Here is a 16,654-nt window from a genome sequence, read left to right on the forward strand (position 1 = left end):
TATGATTATATCATTTAATAAAAATAAAATCAAGTTATTTATTTAAACTTCCCCATTAACCACTATTTTTTTCGCTTCTTTTTTAAACTTTCCTCTAGGTATCATTACGATTCTTCCGCAGCCAGTACATTTTATTTTTATATCTGCACCAACTCTTATTATCTCAAATTGACTTGAACCACATGGATGTTGTTTTTTCATTTCTACTATATCTCCAAGATTAAAAACTTCTATCATTTCTTATCATCCTTTCCTATACTTTCATTAGATAATTGAGTCTTAGGATAAGGCATTTCTATTTTGTTTTTATCTAATGTTAATTTTATCTCTTTTCTAAGTTCATTTTCCATCTTCCATTGACTAAGTGGTTTCGCTTTACCTACTACCCTTATTGTAACACTTGATGTTCCTAATGCTGTAACTCCAGAAACTTCTATGGGCACACTTATATATTCTTCATTTTTGCTTTTAAAATCATTACAAGTAATTTCAATAATACTAATTACTTTTTCTATATTTTCTTCATAAGAAATATTTACATCTACTGCAAATCTAATGTCATTTCTAGAATGATTAGTAACTCCAATTATAGAACCATTAGGAATAAAATTAATATCCCCAGTAAAATCAATAATTACAGTAGTTCTAATACCTATGCTTTTAACAATTCCATTGAAATTTCCTAAAGTTACGTGATCTCCAACTCCAAATTGATTTTCAAATAAAATGAAAAATCCATTAATCAAATCTTTTATTAAGCTTTGTGCACCAAGTCCAACTGCAATTCCACCTATGCTTGCAAATGTAAATGTGAATGTAGATGATATTTCTCCAAATAAAATTGATACTATTATTGCTATTCCCATAAAATATACGGAATAATTCAAAACACTTTTTAATACTTCCCCAAGTGTTTTTGCTCTTTGAGAGTCTAAGGAAAGCATTGCACTACTCGCAACTTGTCTTTCAACAAATTTTTTTATTAGATGCTTTCCCATTTTTATAGCAAAATACATTGCTATCATTACAAAAATTATTTGTATTATCTTACTTATAATTGTATCTGAATTAAAGTACATATTAACAAAACTTTCCATATTCAAATTTCTATCCTCCATTCATAATTTTATGAAATAATTTTTATACACCTATCATTTTCTTTTTTATCTTTCAATTAAAATATATCCTGCATTATCTCTAAGATATATATTTTTATATTCTAATATATCATTATTTCTTATTAAATCTATATTTTCCTTTTCATCCATCCTCACACATATCCCACAACTCATAGTTATAGTTGTGGGTGTTGGCATTATTTTGAAGTCAAAATTTAATTCCTTCAATTTTTTTTCTGCTGCCATTGCGTCATATGTATTTTTGAATACTATTATATAATAATTCATGTTTGCATCGCCCCTTATATTCTTATGTTATAATCTATATTATATATATTTTTTTTATTTTATAAAGATAAGATTATTACTATAATAAAAACTTTTAAAATATAATGAAAAAAGAAATTTTTTATTTTATAATAATATACAAATGCATTTAAAGGAGAATACTATGTTTTCAGTATTTACTATATCTATACTTAAAGCTATATTTAAAGCTATATTTATAGGTTTTTCTACAGGTTTTTTAGCGTCTATTCCTTTAGGCCCTTCTGGTCTTGAATCTGTTAGCCGCTCACTAACAAAAGGATTTAGAGCAGGATTTAAAGTCTCACTCGGTGCTGTGTCTGCCGATATTGTATATATAATAATTATAAATCTAGGTCTTCTTACAATTTTTTCTAGAAATCCCAAATCTCGTAGTTTATTTTGGATTATATCTGGAATTGTTTTGCTTATATCTACTAAAATATCTTTAAGCTCTAAAAAATCAGCTTTAGAGTTAAATAAATATGCTGTTAAACCCGCTTCAAATGGATTTTTAACTGGATTCTTTATAACATTTTTAAATCCAACTACTCCATCATTATGGATTGCACTTAGCGGAACTGTATTTAATGTTTGGAGACATGAAGGCAAAATGTTTTTCATGATTTCAATTTTTTCAATGATAATTGGAAGTATAAGTTGGTTTTGTGCTCTCAATTTCTTAGTAAGTAGGGGATTAAAAAAATTAAACCCTAATTTTGCGGATAAGACAACAAAGTTCTTGGATTATTTCCTTCTTGCATTGGGTATAATATTTATTCTGTTAGGATTGTATAAATTTATTTTTTAGAGGTGAATACATGGAAGTTTATTTAGATAACTCATCAACGACTTTCCCTAAACCAAAACAAGTTATTGATAGTATGTATAATTATATGATCAATATAGGTGGTAATGCAGGGCGAGGAAATTATAGTAATTCGCTTCAAAGTAATCGCTATCTGTATGATGCAAGAGAAATTATTTGTGATTTCTTTGGCTATGATTCTCCTAGTAATGTGATTTTCACCAATAATGTTACCACTTCCTTAAACATTTTAATTAAAGGTATCTTAAAATCTGGTGATCACGTAATAACCTCTTCAATGGAACATAACTCTGTTATCAGACCACTTTTTTACTGCAGAGAACAACTTCAAATTGAATTTGACATAATAAAAGCAAATTCTTTTGGTTTCGTTGATATAAATGATTTAAAAAATAAAATTAATTCTAAAACAAAATTAGTTATAATGACTCAAGCATCTAATGTTACTGGTTCAATTCAAGACATAAAATCCATAGGAAAGATATGCAATGATCACAATATTTTTTTCATTGTTGATTCTGCTCAAGGCGCAGGCGTCTTAGATATTAATATGAAAGATGTAAAAGCTAATGCAATAGCTTTTACAGGGCATAAAAGCTTATTAGGGCCACAAGGCATTGGAGGCTTTATATTAGACTCTAAATTGAATTCCTCTTGTTCTACTGTACTACAAGGTGGTACAGGAAGTCTTTCCTCCTCTTTAAGGCAACCAGATTTCTTGCCTGACAAATTTGAATGTGGAACACATAATCTTCCTGGTATCGTTGGACTTGCTGAAGGAATTAAGTACATAAATTCTATAGGATTAAATACTATATATGATCATAATAAATATTTAATAAATTACTTATTAAATGGCTTATTAAATATTGATGGAATAAACGTGTATGGTGATTTATCAGGTAAGATGCTAACTACATGCATTTCCATAAATATTAACTCTTTAGATCCATCTGAATTTGGATATATCTTAGAATGTAATGGTATTAAAACTCGATCTGGATTACATTGTTCTCCTTTAGCTCATAAAACTATAGGTTCTTATCCAAGTGGCACTGTTCGATTAAGTATAAGTTATTTTACATCTAAAGAAGAACTTGATTATGCACTTATGGTTATAAACAAAATTGCTACTAATAGAAACTCTTAGCTAAAACAAATATTAAATTCAATTTATTATTCAAAATGTAATAATAATTAAAAACATAATAATTAGAAATATGAATAGAACCTGCTTTATTGGAAATAAATCTAATATAAGGAGGTTTATTTATGTGTGATAATTTTTCCATTGAAGCATCATCTGTTATTTCTTATATCAAAATTAAAGATTATCTATTAAAAGAATTAAACCCAATACTTGTTCAAAATAGACCAATTATATTTATTTGCATTGGTACTGATAGATCTACTGGAGACTCCCTTGGACCTTTAGTTGGATATAAGCTGAAACACTTAGCTAAAAATAACATTTATATTTATGGAACATTAGAATATCCAATACATGCAAAAAACATGATAGAGATATTAACTAAAATTAAATCTATTTTTGTAAATCCATATATAGTTGCCATTGATTCATGTTTAGGTTCGTTAACTAATATCGGCAAAGTATTTATACAAAAGAAACCTCTTTGCCCAGGTTTGGCATTAAACAAGGAACTTCCTTGTGTTGGGGAAATGAGTATAACTGGTATTGTTAATGTATCAGGAAGCTTTGAATTTTTAGTTTTACAAAATACTAGATTGAATACTGTAATGAATTTAGCTGATGCAATCTCTAAAGGAATATCTTATTTTATTCTAAAAAGTTTAGATAACCCCTGTTCAAATGCTACAAATATATTTAATATAAATCATTAAAACTTTATCAGATAGCTATGCTATAGCCCTAAACTTTTTACTTATTTACTTGCTTCTAATGGTTGCAAAAGTGCGTAGAGAACTAGACCTGGTTCTTATAGTATACATTGTAGGTAGCTTGTGCCAATTCTATAATTGTAAGCTCTTCTAAACTTGATATGTAGAACTTTTGTTTCGATTATGAAAAGGGGCTGTTGCAAAACTAACGTAGTTAGTTTTGTGGCAGCTCATTTTTTTATAAAAAAAATAAAAAATGTGAATTCAAAAGAATTCACATTTTTAGTATAATTAAATTATGTTAAAAACCAAATTATACAATTAAAATTATAATCAATTTAATGATAATTATCAACTTATATTACCATTAAATTTAGAAAACTTAATACCAGAAGATGATTCAGTCCGCTTGCTAAGCCATATATTGGAGGGATTAAATTATACAAAGTTGTATCAGGCGTACTCTTCCGTTGGAAGAAAACCGGCAGTGGAACCAAAAATCATGTTCAAAATAGTATCGTATGCTTATTCTCAAAATGTTTATTCTAGTAGAAAAATAGAGAAAGCATGCAAAAGAGATATAAATTTCAAGTGGCTACTTCAAGGCTATAAAGCACCTGATCATGCTACCATTAGTAGATTCCGTAAAGAATATCTTTCAAATGAAGTAATTGAAGATTTATTTTATCAACAAGTTAAATATCTAGCAGCTCAAAATGAAATATTATTTGAAAATGTATTTATTGATGGTACTAAAATCGAAGCGAATGCCAATCGTTATACTTTTGTTTGGAAGAAATCCATTTATAAAAATGAGACAAAAATGTTTGATAAGATTCTTACTCTTGCTGAAAATATCAATCTTGAAGAATCGAGAGACTTTATTGCTAAAAAAGAAACATTGATAGATGGTATTGGTAAAAGAAAAACTGCAATTCAGAAATGGATAGAGCAACTATTTGAATATAAAGAAAGACAAGAAAAATATAATTTCAGTAAAAACATATTATCAAAAAGAAATAGTTATTCTAAAACTGATACAGATGCAACTTTTATGCGTATGAAAGATGACCATATGAGAAATGGTCAATTGAAACCTGCATATAATGCACAAATCGCAGTTGAAAGTGAATACGTAACCGGGGTCGGAATATTTGATGATAGAAATGATATAGCAACATTAATACCTATGCTTAATAATATGCAAGAAAAAATTGGGTATAAATATCTTAATGTAATTGCAGATTCTGGTTACGAAAGTGAGGAGAACTATTTATTTTTAGAATCTAACAATCAAACTCCGTATATAAAACCACAAACTTATGAAAAGTGGAAAAAAAGAAGTTTTAAAAATGATATTAGTAAACGTGAAAACATGAAATATGATGCAGAATCAGATTTATATATTTGCCATAATGGTAGAAAGTTGATTCCGACCTCTATTATTAATAGAAAATCCGCCAGTGGATACAAATCAGAGGCTACTATCTATGAGTGTGAAAGTTGTGATAACTGTGCTCATAAATCGAAGTGCACGAAAGCAAAAGGAAATAGAAAGATGCAAGTTTCAAAAACTTTTGTGGAAAAGCGTGAAATATCTTATAGAAATATCACAACTGAATTTGGAACTAAATTAAGAATGAACAGATCTATTCAGGTCGAAGGAGCATTTGGAGTTCTAAAAAGTGATTATGAATTCAATAGATTTTTAACACGTGGAAAAAATAGTGTTAAAACTGAATTTATTTTGCTTTGTTTTGGCTACAACATTAACAAATTGCATTTAAAAATACAAAATGAAAGAACCCAAAATCATCTTCATGAATTAAAATCTACTGCCTAATTATGGAATGAAATAAGTAGGCTTATTTGAGTGCGCTTGAAATTCAGAAATCTCCCCAAAATTGATTTGATATTTCAATTTTGGGGAGATTTCTTTCTTTGAATCGAAAAGGAGCATCGCTCCTGATCGAAAATCAATCATTTTGCGACACTCCCTCTTTGATTTTTTATATGAAATTATTTAGATATTCTGTATAAATGCTTTATATTATATTTATTTATATGTTGTATTTAAGTTATTAATTTTTACATAGTTTTTAAATTCTCTTTTAATATTAATTTATTGAAAAAATCAAAATTGTTTCACGTGAAACAATCTTGATTTTCTAAAGTCATCATTTATTATTAATTGCAAAAAAATAGAGTGCCAAATAAAATGGCACTCTAAATAAAATTCAAAACTTTATTTATCTTCTTTGTTTGATGCTTCATTTAAAACATATAATTCTTCTTCTGAAAGATCGTATCTTGATATTCCTTTATCAATTGGTTTAGCATAAGTTGTACTTTCCTGTCTTCCATATATACCGGTTAAAATAATACCATCATTGTTATCATCTAGCATAGCTATAGAAAAACTCAAATCACTCCCTACATTTTCAAAAGCTTTATATCTCATAATCGCTACTTTTTGAATACAATCTTTTAATTTTACTTCTAATTTCTCACATTCTTTTAATGCCTTTTCAGAAACTTCTTTAGCTTCATCAATGCTATCTAGTCTTTCTAGTAGAATCTCCTCTAGATTCTTATTACTAGTTCCTCTCATGAGCCTTTTATATTTAATCTCAACTCTTCCTACTGCTTTAAACAAGACTATTACCATTATAAATAATAATATAATTATTATTATCATTCCAACTATTAAATATGGTATTAGCTCATTGATTGTATTAATTAGTATATCCAATCCCTTGTCATTCCTTTCATAATTGTTTCACGTGAAACATTAAGTATTAAATATTAATAATATCTAATATCCTTTGTAAATCCTCCTCTGAATAATATTCAATTTCTATTTTTCCCTTATTTTTTTTATTTGAAACATTCACCTTTGTTCCAAAATAGTTTTGAAGTTGATTCTTTATTTCCTTATAATATGGATTTAAATCATCACTTCTCCAAATAACTTTTTCTTTTTCCTCTTGCTCATTAAACCTCTTTATTAATCTCTCTAATTCTCTAACTGATAACTTTTCATCAATTACTTGTTGTGATAATTCATATTGTTTTTGTTTATCACTAATGGTAAGAAGAACTCTCCCATGCCCTTCTGAAAGAATACTTTCAATTATGTACTGTTGAACTCTTTCATCTAAATTTGTTAATCTCATTGTATTAGCAATTGCTACTCTTGATTTTCCAATTCTTTTGCTTAATTCTTCTTGTGTTATCTTAAAATCATTTAATAGCTTTCTATATGCTAATGCCTCTTCAATTGGATTTAAATCTTGACGTTGAATGTTCTCTATTAATGAAATTTCTAATATATCCCTCTCAGTTAATTCCATTATAATTGCAGGTACATCTTTTAATCCAGCCATTTTAGCAGCTCTCCATCTTCTTTCTCCAGCTACTATAATGTATTTATCCGCCATATACTTCCTTAAAATTAAAGGTTGAATTATACCATGAGCTTTAATAGATTCTGCCAACTCAGCTATTTTCTCAGAATCAAATAACTTTCTTGGTTGTTCTTCATCGCTTTTAATTTTATTTATTGAAATTAATATATTATTATTTTCTTCTCTAAAATCTTCAGGATCTTCAGGTATTAGTGCACCTAATCCTTTTCCTAAAGTGAATTTCTTTGCCATTTTTATCACCTACTGCCTTTTCAAAAATTCTTTAGTTAATTTTACGTAGGCCTCTGCACCTTTACATTTTTCATCATATAACATGATTGGTAATCCGAAACTTGGTGCTTCTGCTAATCTTACATTTCTCGAAATTGTTGTTTTATAAACTTTATCCTTAAAATATTTCTGAACTTCTTTTAAAACTTCATTGCTAAGATTTGTCCTATAATCAAACATAGTCATTACTACGCCTTCAATATCTAAATCTTTATTAAGTGATTTTTTTACTAATTGGATTGTATTAACTAATTGACTAACACCTTCTAATGCATAAAATTCGCATTGAATTGGAATTAAAACCGAATCTGCACAAGTTAGCGCATTTATAGTTAATACACCTAAAGATGGTGGACAGTCAATAAATACATAATCATATTCATCTTTAATTTCATTTAATTTATCTTTCATTATATTCTCTCTATTTTTTCTATTTATAAGTTCAACCTCAGCTCCTGCAAGCTCCATAGTTGAAGGTGATATAAATAAATTTTGAACTAGGTCACTTCTTACTATTGAATCTTTAATAGGAGTATCAGAAATTAAAACATCATAAATAGATAAATCCAAATTATTTTTATCTAATCCTAATCCACTTGTTGTGTTTCCTTGAGGATCTATGTCTATAGTCAAAACTTTATAACCCTCCATTGCTAAATATGCACATAAATTTATATTAGTAGTTGTCTTTCCAACTCCACCTTTTTGATTAAAAATGCAAATTGTTTTCATGATATGAATTTCCCCCCTTTCCCATATTATCATTATATATATTTTCCTTATATAATAAAAGAATTATGTCCTAAAAAACATTATTATTATAAATTTATCTTATTAAAAATACATTTTAAATAAAATTTCCCTATATAATATAAAACTGTAAAACTATAAATAGGTATGTTTTTAAAGCTATATATAATTTAGTAATTGCATAGTTTTATATATAATGAAAATAGGCTACATTATTGTAACCCTAATTTCACTAATTTAGCTATTATTTATTTTTATTTGTTTACCTTTTGAATTTTAACTGTTACTTCTATGAATTCATCTTCATCTTTATAAGTATATTCAGCTGGTATATCAAACTTTTGGAATACTTGTTTAATTGTATTCACATATAATTTCGCTGGTAAAACACTTTTTATATTTCTTTTTGTCTTATTCTTTAGCTCTTCTCCTGCTAATTTAAGCAATTCTGTATTAATAAGTTCTTCTGTTTTCTTTACATTTAATCCATTTTTTATTACTTTCTGAACAATTACTAATTGCAATTCTTTATTTGGAACAGTAAGTAATGCTCTTGAATGTCTTTCTGTTAATTTATTTTTAAGACATAATTCTCTAACTTCAGGGCTTAATTTTAATAATCTTAATTTATTAGCAATTGTAGATTGCTTTTTTCCCATTTTTTTTGCTAATTCATCTTGCGTAAAATTATGATCATTGATCAAATTATAATATGCTTCTGCTTCTTCAACATAATTTAAATCTTCTCTTTGTAGATTTTCTAGCAAAGCTATTTGAGCTGATTCAGAATCTGTTATATCAATAACATTACAAGGAACGGTCTCTAGCTTAGCTAATTTAGCAGCTCTAAGTCTTCTTTCTCCTGCTACTAGTTCGAAAACATCCCCTCTTTTTCTTACCGTAAGTGGTTGAATTATTCCATGTTGTATAATTGATTGCGATAACTCTTCAATTGCTTCTTCATTAAAATATTTACGTGGTTGATAAATATTTGGAATCACTTTATCTGTATTGATTTTTATTATTTCATTATTCATGTTCCCAACCCATCCCTTATTAAAATACTGTGACAAATTCACTTTACACTACTTACTTATTCTACTATAATTATATTTTCCCTTTTTTGTTTTATTTTAAATGTATTTTTTGTAATTAATTACATTGTATTACATATTATTTAAGTGGATCTTTTGTTATTGATCCTGCTTTTCTTGGATATACCTTAGAACATACTGCTATTTTTTTTACTACAACCAAATTATGCCTCAATTCTGTATCTTCAATATTAACTTCACAGATATCTACCAATTCTCCACCAAGAATTTTAATTGCACCTTTGCTCTCTTTAATTTCTTGATCAACTGACGGCCCCTTTAGTGCAATAAAATTTCCACCAATTTTTACATATGGTAAACAGAATTCAGACAATACACTCATATTAGCAACTGCTCTAGATGTTGCAATATCAAACTTTTCTCGTAATTTACGATCTCTTGCTCCATCTTCTGCTCTTGAATGAATTGTAGTCACGTTAGATAATCCTAGATCATTTACAACAGTATTCAAAAAATTAATTCTCTTATTTAAAGAATCCAATAATGTAACTTTTATATCATCTTTCATAATAGCAATTGGTAATCCTGGAAATCCTGCTCCTGTGCCAACATCTATTAAATTCTTAGCACTTTTTAATTCATCTCTTTTAAAAGCTTTGATAGAATCTATAAAATGCTTTTTAATTACTTCTTCATCCTCTACTATAGCAGTTAAATTTATTTTTTCATTCCATTCTTGAAGAAGTTTCATATAAATTAAAAATTTCTCATATTGCTCCTTTGATAATTGTAAACCAACATCTTCTGCTGATTTAGACATTAAATTATAAAAATCCATAAATCCTCCATTAATAATTAAGATTTTTTATTATAGTAATGTTCAAGATAAATAAGTAAAACTGAAATGTCTGCTGGAGATACTCCTGAAATACGTGACGCTTGCCCTACACTGATTGGTTTGATATTATTTAGCTTTTGCTCAGCTTCTGTCCTTAACCCCTTAATATGGCTATAATCAATATCCTTAGGTAATATCTTCTTTTCAAACTTTTTAAACTGAGAAACTTGTTCAAGTTGACTTTGAATATATCCCTCATATTTTGTAAGTATATTAAGTTGTTCTCCAATATCATAAGGTAATTCTTGCCTTTCAGTATCTAATTGTTCTAAATTAAAATAATTCAATTCTGGTCTTTGCATTAATTCATAAAAGCTGACTGGCTTTCTAAGCTCTGCTGAACTTAATGAAAGTAAAAATTCATTTACTTCTTTTTTATTTGTCACTTTTAATTTCTTTAATCTATCTAATTCATTTTCTACATTTTGCTTTCTTGTTAAAAATCTAGAGTATCTTTCTTCAGTAACTAATCCAACCCTATGCCCTATCTCAGTTAATCTAAAGTCCGCATTATCTTGACGTAGTAGCAATCTATACTCTGCTCTAGATGTCATCATCCTATATGGTTCATTAGTTCCCTTAGTAACTAAATCATCTATTAGTACTCCTATATAAGCATCAGAACGAGTTAAAATTAATGGCTCTTCTGCTTTAGCTTTTAATGCAGCATTTATCCCTGCAACTAATCCTTGTGCTCCTGCTTCTTCATATCCTGAACTTCCATTAAGTTGACCTGCTCCATATAATCCTTCAATATCTTTAAACTCTAATGTTGGCTTCAATTGAGTAGGATCAATTGAATCATATTCAATTGCATATGCAGTTCTCATCATTTCAACATTTTCAAGTCCAGGTAAAGTTTTAAGCATCCCAATTTGAACTTCTTCAGGTAATGATGAGGAAAATCCTCCTACATACATTTCTAAAGTATCAAGTCCTTCAGGCTCAATGAATACTTGATGCTGATCTCTATCTGGGAATCTCATTATCTTATCTTCTATAGATGGGCAATATCTAGGTCCTATCCCCTTTATACTTCCATTATAAATTGGTGATCTATCTATATTTTCCTTAATTATTTTGCGTGTTTCTTCATTTGTATACGTTAAATAACAAGGTACTTGTTCTTTTTCTAAATTTTCATTCATAAATGAAAAAGGTATTATTTTATCATCACCATTTTGTTCTATCATTTTTGAGAAATCCACAGATTTCCTATTTATTCTAGCTGGAGTCCCTGTTTTAAATCTTCTTAATGTAACTCCTAAGTCTAATAATGATTGGGATAAATCATTTGCAGGAAATAATCCATTAGGACCTCCACTATATGACACTTCTCCAATAATAATTTTCCCCTTTAAATATGTACCTGTTGCAAGTACTACTGATTTACATTTAAAAACAGCACCATTTTTAGTAACTACACCTGTTACTTTTCCATCTTCAACATTAAGTTCAGTAACTTCAATTTGCCTTATTTTAAGATTTTCTTGTTCTTCTAAAACTCTTTTCATTCTAAACTGATAATCTTTTTTATCCGCTTGAGCTCTTAATGAATGAACTGCTGGCCCCTTTGAGGTATTTAACATTCTTGATTGAATAAATGTATTGTCAATGTTAATTCCCATCTCTCCACCAAGTGCATCAATTTCCCTAACTAAGTGTCCCTTTGCAGTACCACCAATATTCGGATTACAAGGCATTAGTGCTATTGAATCTAAATTTATAGTACATACTAAAGTATTAAGTCCTAATCTTGCCGATGCAAGTGCTGCCTCACAACCGGCATGACCAGCTCCAACAACTATTACATCAAATTCCCCACCATCATAATTTACTGCCATTGCATTTACCTACTTTCCTACACAAAATTCACTAAAAATCTTATTTAATAAATCTTCTTCTAATTCATCTCCAGTTATTTCACCTAATGCTTTCATAGCTGCTGTTATATAAATTGATATTAAATCAAGATATTCATTAGCATTAACTCTATTTAAAGCTATATCACAATTTTCTAGTGATCTATATAATGCTTGTTTATGCCTTGTATTTGAAATGATTAAACTTTCTGAATTTATTTCCCCATTAAAGAATAAATTCTTAATCTCTGTTTTTAAATCATCAATTCCTTTTCCTGTTTTTGCAGATATGTCTATCTTATTATCTAAATTATTTCTTACTTCTTGTGATATTTCCATATCTAAATCTGTCTTGTTTAATAATACAATGTATTTTCTATTCTTTATTTTATCAAGTATAGCTTTATCCTCTTCATCTATATCCCTAGATGCATCAAGCATTAATATTATTAAATCTGCTTCTTCAATTTTTTCTTTAGACTTCTCTACACCTATTTTTTCTACTATATCTTCTGTCTCTCTTATTCCTGCCGTATCAGATATTCTAATAGGTATTCCATCAAGATTTATATATTCTTCAATTACATCTCGAGTTGTTCCAGGAACGTCTGTTACTATTGCTCTTTTTTCCTTTAATAATGCATTAAGTAGCGATGATTTACCAACATTAGGTTTACCAACAATAACTACATTGAGACCATCTCTTATAATTTTTCCTTCATCAGCATTCGATAATAAATTTTTTATCTTAAATATTGTCTTATCAATACCATCTTTAATTTGGAGAACTAAATTATCATCAATAATATCTTCATCATCTTCAGTAAAATCAACTGCATATTCAATTAAAGCTAATACATTTAATAAATATTTCCTTAATTCTGTTATTTCTCTTGAAAGTGCTCCATTACTTTGCAACATAGCTGATTTCATTGATAATTCAGTCTTTGCTGTAATTATATCCATAACTGCTTCTGCTTGACTTAAATCTATTCTACCATTTAAAAATGCTCTCTTCGTAAATTCTCCTGGTTCAGCAAGCCTTGCTCCAGCTCTTATAATTTGATTTAATACACTATTAGTTGATACAACTCCACCATGACAATTAATCTCAACTACATTCTCTCCAGTATAACTTTTAGGTGATTTCATATAACTTAGAATAACATCATCAATTATTTCTTTATTATCTATCTCTATGACATTTCCGTATTTCATAGTATATGTTTGCATATTTTTGACATCATAATTATTTTTAGCTACAAATATCTTACTAGCAATACTTAAAGCATTTTCTCCGGAAATTCTAATTATTGCAACGCCACCTTCTCCAATAGGCGTAGCTATTGCACATATAGTATCAAATTCTTTCATTATTGTCCTCCCTTATACAGAAGAAATTTTTTTTATTAATACAATTTCAGACTACTATCAATTTTACATAACAAAATATAATTAGTCAAAATTATATTAAATAAACTTTCTTTTTAAATTTATAACCTAAATTTATAAAATTTAGGTTATAAATTTAAAAAGAAAGCCCTAAGGCTTTCTTCTACAAATCTTTTTTTAATTCAACAACTACTCTTCTAAATGGTTCATCGCCTTCACTATATGTATTAACAAAAGCATTTCCTTGAAGTGCAGAATGAATAATTCTTCTCTCATATGGATTCATTGGTTCTAACTTAAATACTTTTCGCGTCTTCTCAACCTTATTAGCTGTCTTAATAGCAACACCTTTAAGAGTTTCCTCTCTTTTGTTCCTATAATTTTCAGTATCTAGTATAACTTTTTTATGAGGAAGTTCATGTGCCTTATTAACTACTAATGAAACTAAATATTGTATAGAATCCAATGTTTCTCCTCTGTAACCTATTATCACGCCCATTTTTTCTCCTGATAAATTGATTCTAAGAATATCATTTTCTTCCTTAAAGTCTATCTGAGCCTCTAGTTCCATACAATTAAGTATATTTGCTATAAAATCTTTTGCTTCCTCAATATAATCATATTTATTAGAAACCTTAATTCTAGCTGGTTTAACTCCTATAACATTAAATAAACCTTTTGAACCATGATTCAAAATCTCAACATTCACCATGCTTTTATCTCTACCTAATTCAATTAAGGCTTTATTTAAGGCTTCTTCAACAGTTTTTCCTTCTACTTCTATTGATTTCATCTGTTAATTCACCACCTCTAATATCAAAGCAAACTTAAATCACTTTTTTATTTATTTTTTTTCTTTTTACTAGCTAAGTTTTTAGGTTCTTCAACTGCCATTACAAACTTTTCTGATTCTACTTGAGCTTCTTTTTCTTTTCTAGAATCAATTTCTTTTATTGCAGGTTTATAATTTAAGAAATAAGTTTGTACTGTTTGTATCAAGTTACCAATTATCCAATATAAAACTAATATTGATTTAAAATTCCATGACATAAATCCCATCATTCCAGCCATCATTAAATTCATACTACCCATATTCATTCCACCAGGCTGTGCTGGTGTAGCTTTAGTCATTAAATATGATGGTATATAAGTTGATAATGCAGCTAAGATCGGTAATATATGGTATGCATCTGGAGCAAATAAATCTTTAATCCATAAGAATGATGCTCCATCTATTCCTTCTATTCTCATAAATACGTAATAAAGAGCCATTAATATAGGTAGTGGCAATAAAGATGGTAAACATCCGCCTGTCATACTAACATTTTTTTCTTTATATAACTTCATTGTTTCTGTACTTAATTTTTCTTTATCATCTTTATATTTTTCTTGAAGCTTTTTAACTTCTGGTTGAATTTTTTGCATTCCTCTAGTTGATATTGCAGCCTTAATATTAAGTGGCAATATCAATAATCTTATAGCTACTGTAAATGCAAATATAGCTAAAACATAACCTAATCCTACGTCTGATATCCCCATACTATCACGCATAAAAACATAGAAGTAATTAAATATATCAGCCATAAACTTAATTATACTTTCAAACATTAAAATACATACCTCCTATACCTTACCTTACTGGATCATACCCACCCTTACACAAAGGATTACATCTTAATATTCTGTAAACCGCCATTATACAACCTTTAAAAGCCCCATATTTATCTATGGCATCTAGAGCATATTGTGAACAGGTTGGCGTAAATCTACAGCATGAAGGTCTTCCAGGTGAAATATTTTTTCTATAAAAATTAATTAGAATTATTAGTAGTTTATTCATTATTATATAAGCCTGCCCTTTTAATTAAATTCTTCATGGATTTTTCTACTTCAAGATAGCTTTTATCCTTTACAGGATTTCTTGCTATAAAAACAAAATCATATCCTTTTATAATAGAATCATAATTTAACCTAAAACTTTCACTTATTAATCTTTTGCATCTACTTCTAACAACACTATTTCCTACTTTTTTACTTACAGAAACACCTAATTTATTATAAATATTAAATTTCTTATCTTTATTTCTTTTATTCTTTAATATGTACATAACTAGAAAATCATTTGCAAATGATTTCCCTCTTCTATATACAATTGAAAATTCAAAATTCTTTTTTAATCTATAAATCATAGATATTTTTATACTCCTTTTTTTCCTGCATTTGCAGAAAAAAGGCCACTTAATGCGGCCCTTAAGCTGTTAATTTCTTTCTTCCTTTTTGTCTTCTGCTTTTAAGAATGTTTCTTCCTGCTGAAGTACTCATTCTCTTTCTGAAGCCATGTTCCTTTTTTCTATGTCTCTTTTTAGGTTGATAAGTCATGAACATTACACATGCACCTCCTTAAATTATTTATTTATAGTAAAAACTATACTTTATGATTTTAAATTTTACTTTACTTATTATATCTACATAATAATTTTCTGTCAAGGTGGCAATAATTGTTGATAAATATATTTTTATATATTTATTTGTGGATAACTTATTGAATATCCATATTTACTTATGTTATCATAAGTATTATATTGTGAATAACTTATTGATATCAAAAGTTATCCACACGTGTTGATAACTTTGTGGATAACGTGTTTATTCCTTGCTATTACACTATCTCCTATAGCACATTAATACTATATTAAGCATATGTTTATAACTTTTTTAGTAAATTGTTATTAAATTTATACACGATTAATATATACACATAGTTATTAACATGTTGATATATTTATATACATACATGGCTATAATATACAACTGTTAATATACCTGTTGATAAACTGTACATAAATATCATAAAATTTTTTTTATTAAAATATTGGAGGAATAAGA

The 16,654-nt window shown here is 27.9% G+C and carries 19 protein-coding genes; 4 read left to right on the forward strand and 15 right to left on the reverse strand.

The window, feature by feature from the left end:
• Positions 1 to 42 precede the first annotated feature (42 nt).
• The 3 genes from psyc5s11_RS27700 to psyc5s11_RS27710 form a co-directional block, all read right to left on the reverse strand.
• Positions 43 to 237 (reverse strand): DUF951 domain-containing protein, encoded by a 195-nt coding sequence (locus psyc5s11_RS27700; RefSeq protein ID WP_224035640.1) that lies wholly within the window; start codon positions 235 to 237, stop codon positions 43 to 45.
• A complete protein-coding gene (locus tag psyc5s11_RS27705; protein WP_224038279.1) occupies positions 234 to 1,097 on the reverse strand; it encodes a mechanosensitive ion channel family protein in 864 nt (287 codons plus the stop codon). Before psyc5s11_RS27705 ends, psyc5s11_RS27700 begins: the two co-directional genes overlap by 4 nt.
• Positions 1,098 to 1,163: 66 nt before the next feature.
• Entirely contained in the window at positions 1,164 to 1,406 is a 243-nt protein-coding gene (locus psyc5s11_RS27710) for a DUF3343 domain-containing protein (protein WP_224035641.1), read from the reverse strand.
• A gap of 163 nt (positions 1,407 to 1,569) precedes the next feature.
• Here psyc5s11_RS27710 and psyc5s11_RS27715 point away from each other — a divergent pair, with 163 nt between their 5' ends.
• The 4 genes from psyc5s11_RS27715 (at position 1,570) to psyc5s11_RS27730 (ending at position 5,956) form a co-directional block, all read left to right on the forward strand.
• On the forward strand, positions 1,570 to 2,235 hold the full coding sequence (locus tag psyc5s11_RS27715) for a LysE family translocator (RefSeq protein ID WP_224035642.1): 666 nt from the start codon (positions 1,570 to 1,572) through the stop codon (positions 2,233 to 2,235).
• Between the two features lie 10 nt (positions 2,236 to 2,245).
• The gene (locus psyc5s11_RS27720) at positions 2,246 to 3,403 is read left to right on the forward strand and encodes an aminotransferase class V-fold PLP-dependent enzyme (RefSeq protein WP_224035643.1); all 1,158 of its coding nucleotides are present in this window, start codon (positions 2,246 to 2,248) and stop codon (positions 3,401 to 3,403) included.
• A gap of 122 nt (positions 3,404 to 3,525) precedes the next feature.
• Positions 3,526 to 4,116, forward strand: coding sequence for a spore protease YyaC (gene yyaC / locus psyc5s11_RS27725; RefSeq protein ID WP_224035644.1), 591 nt, complete (start codon positions 3,526 to 3,528; stop codon positions 4,114 to 4,116).
• A gap of 355 nt (positions 4,117 to 4,471) precedes the next feature.
• Entirely contained in the window at positions 4,472 to 5,956 is a 1,485-nt protein-coding gene (locus psyc5s11_RS27730; RefSeq protein WP_224038280.1) for an IS1182 family transposase, read from the forward strand.
• 402 nt (positions 5,957 to 6,358) lie between these two features.
• Here psyc5s11_RS27730 and psyc5s11_RS27735 read toward each other — a convergent pair whose 3' ends face one another.
• The 12 genes from psyc5s11_RS27735 to rpmH all read right to left on the reverse strand — a co-directional run bounded on the left by psyc5s11_RS27735 (position 6,359) and on the right by rpmH (position 16,153).
• Positions 6,359 to 6,865: a DUF4446 family protein gene (locus tag psyc5s11_RS27735; RefSeq protein ID WP_224035645.1), complete on the reverse strand. Its 507-nt coding sequence runs from the start codon at positions 6,863 to 6,865 to the stop codon at positions 6,359 to 6,361.
• Positions 6,866 to 6,911: 46 nt separating this feature from the next.
• Positions 6,912 to 7,772 carry a ParB/RepB/Spo0J family partition protein gene (locus psyc5s11_RS27740; RefSeq protein ID WP_224035646.1) on the reverse strand — a complete coding sequence of 287 codons (861 nt, stop codon included), beginning with the start codon at positions 7,770 to 7,772 and terminating at the stop codon, positions 6,912 to 6,914.
• A 9-nt stretch (positions 7,773 to 7,781) separates the two neighbouring features.
• Positions 7,782 to 8,543 (reverse strand): ParA family protein, encoded by a 762-nt coding sequence (locus tag psyc5s11_RS27745; RefSeq protein WP_311196396.1) that lies wholly within the window; start codon positions 8,541 to 8,543, stop codon positions 7,782 to 7,784.
• A gap of 272 nt (positions 8,544 to 8,815) precedes the next feature.
• On the reverse strand, positions 8,816 to 9,598 hold the full coding sequence (locus tag psyc5s11_RS27750) for a ParB/RepB/Spo0J family partition protein (RefSeq protein WP_224035647.1): 783 nt from the start codon (positions 9,596 to 9,598) through the stop codon (positions 8,816 to 8,818).
• Positions 9,599 to 9,734: 136 nt separating this feature from the next.
• Entirely contained in the window at positions 9,735 to 10,454 is a 720-nt protein-coding gene (gene rsmG, locus psyc5s11_RS27755) for a 16S rRNA (guanine(527)-N(7))-methyltransferase RsmG (RefSeq protein WP_224035648.1), read from the reverse strand.
• Between the two features lie 17 nt (positions 10,455 to 10,471).
• The gene (gene mnmG, locus psyc5s11_RS27760; protein ID WP_224035649.1) at positions 10,472 to 12,358 is read right to left on the reverse strand and encodes a tRNA uridine-5-carboxymethylaminomethyl(34) synthesis enzyme MnmG; all 1,887 of its coding nucleotides are present in this window, start codon (positions 12,356 to 12,358) and stop codon (positions 10,472 to 10,474) included.
• 9 nt (positions 12,359 to 12,367) lie between these two features.
• Entirely contained in the window at positions 12,368 to 13,750 is a 1,383-nt protein-coding gene (gene mnmE, locus psyc5s11_RS27765) for a tRNA uridine-5-carboxymethylaminomethyl(34) synthesis GTPase MnmE (protein WP_224035650.1), read from the reverse strand.
• A 181-nt stretch (positions 13,751 to 13,931) separates the two neighbouring features.
• A complete protein-coding gene (gene jag, locus psyc5s11_RS27770) occupies positions 13,932 to 14,561 on the reverse strand; it encodes an RNA-binding cell elongation regulator Jag/EloR (protein ID WP_224035651.1) in 630 nt (209 codons plus the stop codon).
• 47 nt (positions 14,562 to 14,608) lie between these two features.
• Positions 14,609 to 15,376, reverse strand: a complete 768-nt coding sequence (gene yidC, locus psyc5s11_RS27775; protein WP_224035652.1) for a membrane protein insertase YidC — start codon at positions 15,374 to 15,376, stop codon at positions 14,609 to 14,611.
• 22 nt (positions 15,377 to 15,398) lie between these two features.
• Positions 15,399 to 15,608, reverse strand: coding sequence for a membrane protein insertion efficiency factor YidD (gene yidD / locus psyc5s11_RS27780; RefSeq protein WP_224035653.1), 210 nt, complete (start codon positions 15,606 to 15,608; stop codon positions 15,399 to 15,401).
• Positions 15,601 to 15,957, reverse strand: coding sequence for a ribonuclease P protein component (rnpA, locus tag psyc5s11_RS27785; RefSeq protein WP_224035654.1), 357 nt, complete (start codon positions 15,955 to 15,957; stop codon positions 15,601 to 15,603). The genes yidD and rnpA overlap by 8 nt, the downstream gene beginning before the upstream one ends.
• A gap of 61 nt (positions 15,958 to 16,018) precedes the next feature.
• Positions 16,019 to 16,153, reverse strand: coding sequence for a 50S ribosomal protein L34 (rpmH, locus tag psyc5s11_RS27790; protein ID WP_158338337.1), 135 nt, complete (start codon positions 16,151 to 16,153; stop codon positions 16,019 to 16,021).
• Positions 16,154 to 16,654: the final 501 nt, after the last annotated feature.

The organism is Clostridium gelidum, assembly GCF_019977655.1.
Classification (GTDB): Bacteria; Bacillota; Clostridia; order Clostridiales; family Clostridiaceae; genus Clostridium; species Clostridium gelidum.

Coding starts and splice junctions, on each gene's coding strand:
- psyc5s11_RS27720 (WP_224035643.1), top strand. CDS start 2,246: ATGGAAGTTTATTTAGATAACTCATCAACGACTTTCCCTAAACCAAAA.
- mnmE (WP_224035650.1), bottom strand. CDS start 13,750: ATGAAAGAATTTGATACTATATGTGCAATAGCTACGCCTATTGGAGAA.
- psyc5s11_RS27710 (WP_224035641.1), bottom strand. CDS start 1,406: ATGAATTATTATATAATAGTATTCAAAAATACATATGACGCAATGGCA.
- psyc5s11_RS27700 (WP_224035640.1), bottom strand. CDS start 237: ATGATAGAAGTTTTTAATCTTGGAGATATAGTAGAAATGAAAAAACAA.
- rnpA (WP_224035654.1), bottom strand. CDS start 15,957: ATGATTTATAGATTAAAAAAGAATTTTGAATTTTCAATTGTATATAGA.
- psyc5s11_RS27750 (WP_224035647.1), bottom strand. CDS start 9,598: ATGAATAATGAAATAATAAAAATCAATACAGATAAAGTGATTCCAAAT.
- rsmG (WP_224035648.1), bottom strand. CDS start 10,454: ATGGATTTTTATAATTTAATGTCTAAATCAGCAGAAGATGTTGGTTTA.
- psyc5s11_RS27705 (WP_224038279.1), bottom strand. CDS start 1,097: ATGGAAAGTTTTGTTAATATGTACTTTAATTCAGATACAATTATAAGT.
- yyaC (WP_224035644.1), top strand. CDS start 3,526: ATGTGTGATAATTTTTCCATTGAAGCATCATCTGTTATTTCTTATATC.
- mnmG (WP_224035649.1), bottom strand. CDS start 12,358: ATGGCAGTAAATTATGATGGTGGGGAATTTGATGTAATAGTTGTTGGA.
- yidD (WP_224035653.1), bottom strand. CDS start 15,608: ATGAATAAACTACTAATAATTCTAATTAATTTTTATAGAAAAAATATT.
- yidC (WP_224035652.1), bottom strand. CDS start 15,376: ATGTTTGAAAGTATAATTAAGTTTATGGCTGATATATTTAATTACTTC.
- rpmH (WP_158338337.1), bottom strand. CDS start 16,153: ATGTTCATGACTTATCAACCTAAAAAGAGACATAGAAAAAAGGAACAT.
- psyc5s11_RS27745 (WP_311196396.1), bottom strand. CDS start 8,543: ATGAAAACAATTTGCATTTTTAATCAAAAAGGTGGAGTTGGAAAGACA.
- jag (WP_224035651.1), bottom strand. CDS start 14,561: ATGAAATCAATAGAAGTAGAAGGAAAAACTGTTGAAGAAGCCTTAAAT.
- psyc5s11_RS27715 (WP_224035642.1), top strand. CDS start 1,570: ATGTTTTCAGTATTTACTATATCTATACTTAAAGCTATATTTAAAGCT.
- psyc5s11_RS27740 (WP_224035646.1), bottom strand. CDS start 7,772: ATGGCAAAGAAATTCACTTTAGGAAAAGGATTAGGTGCACTAATACCT.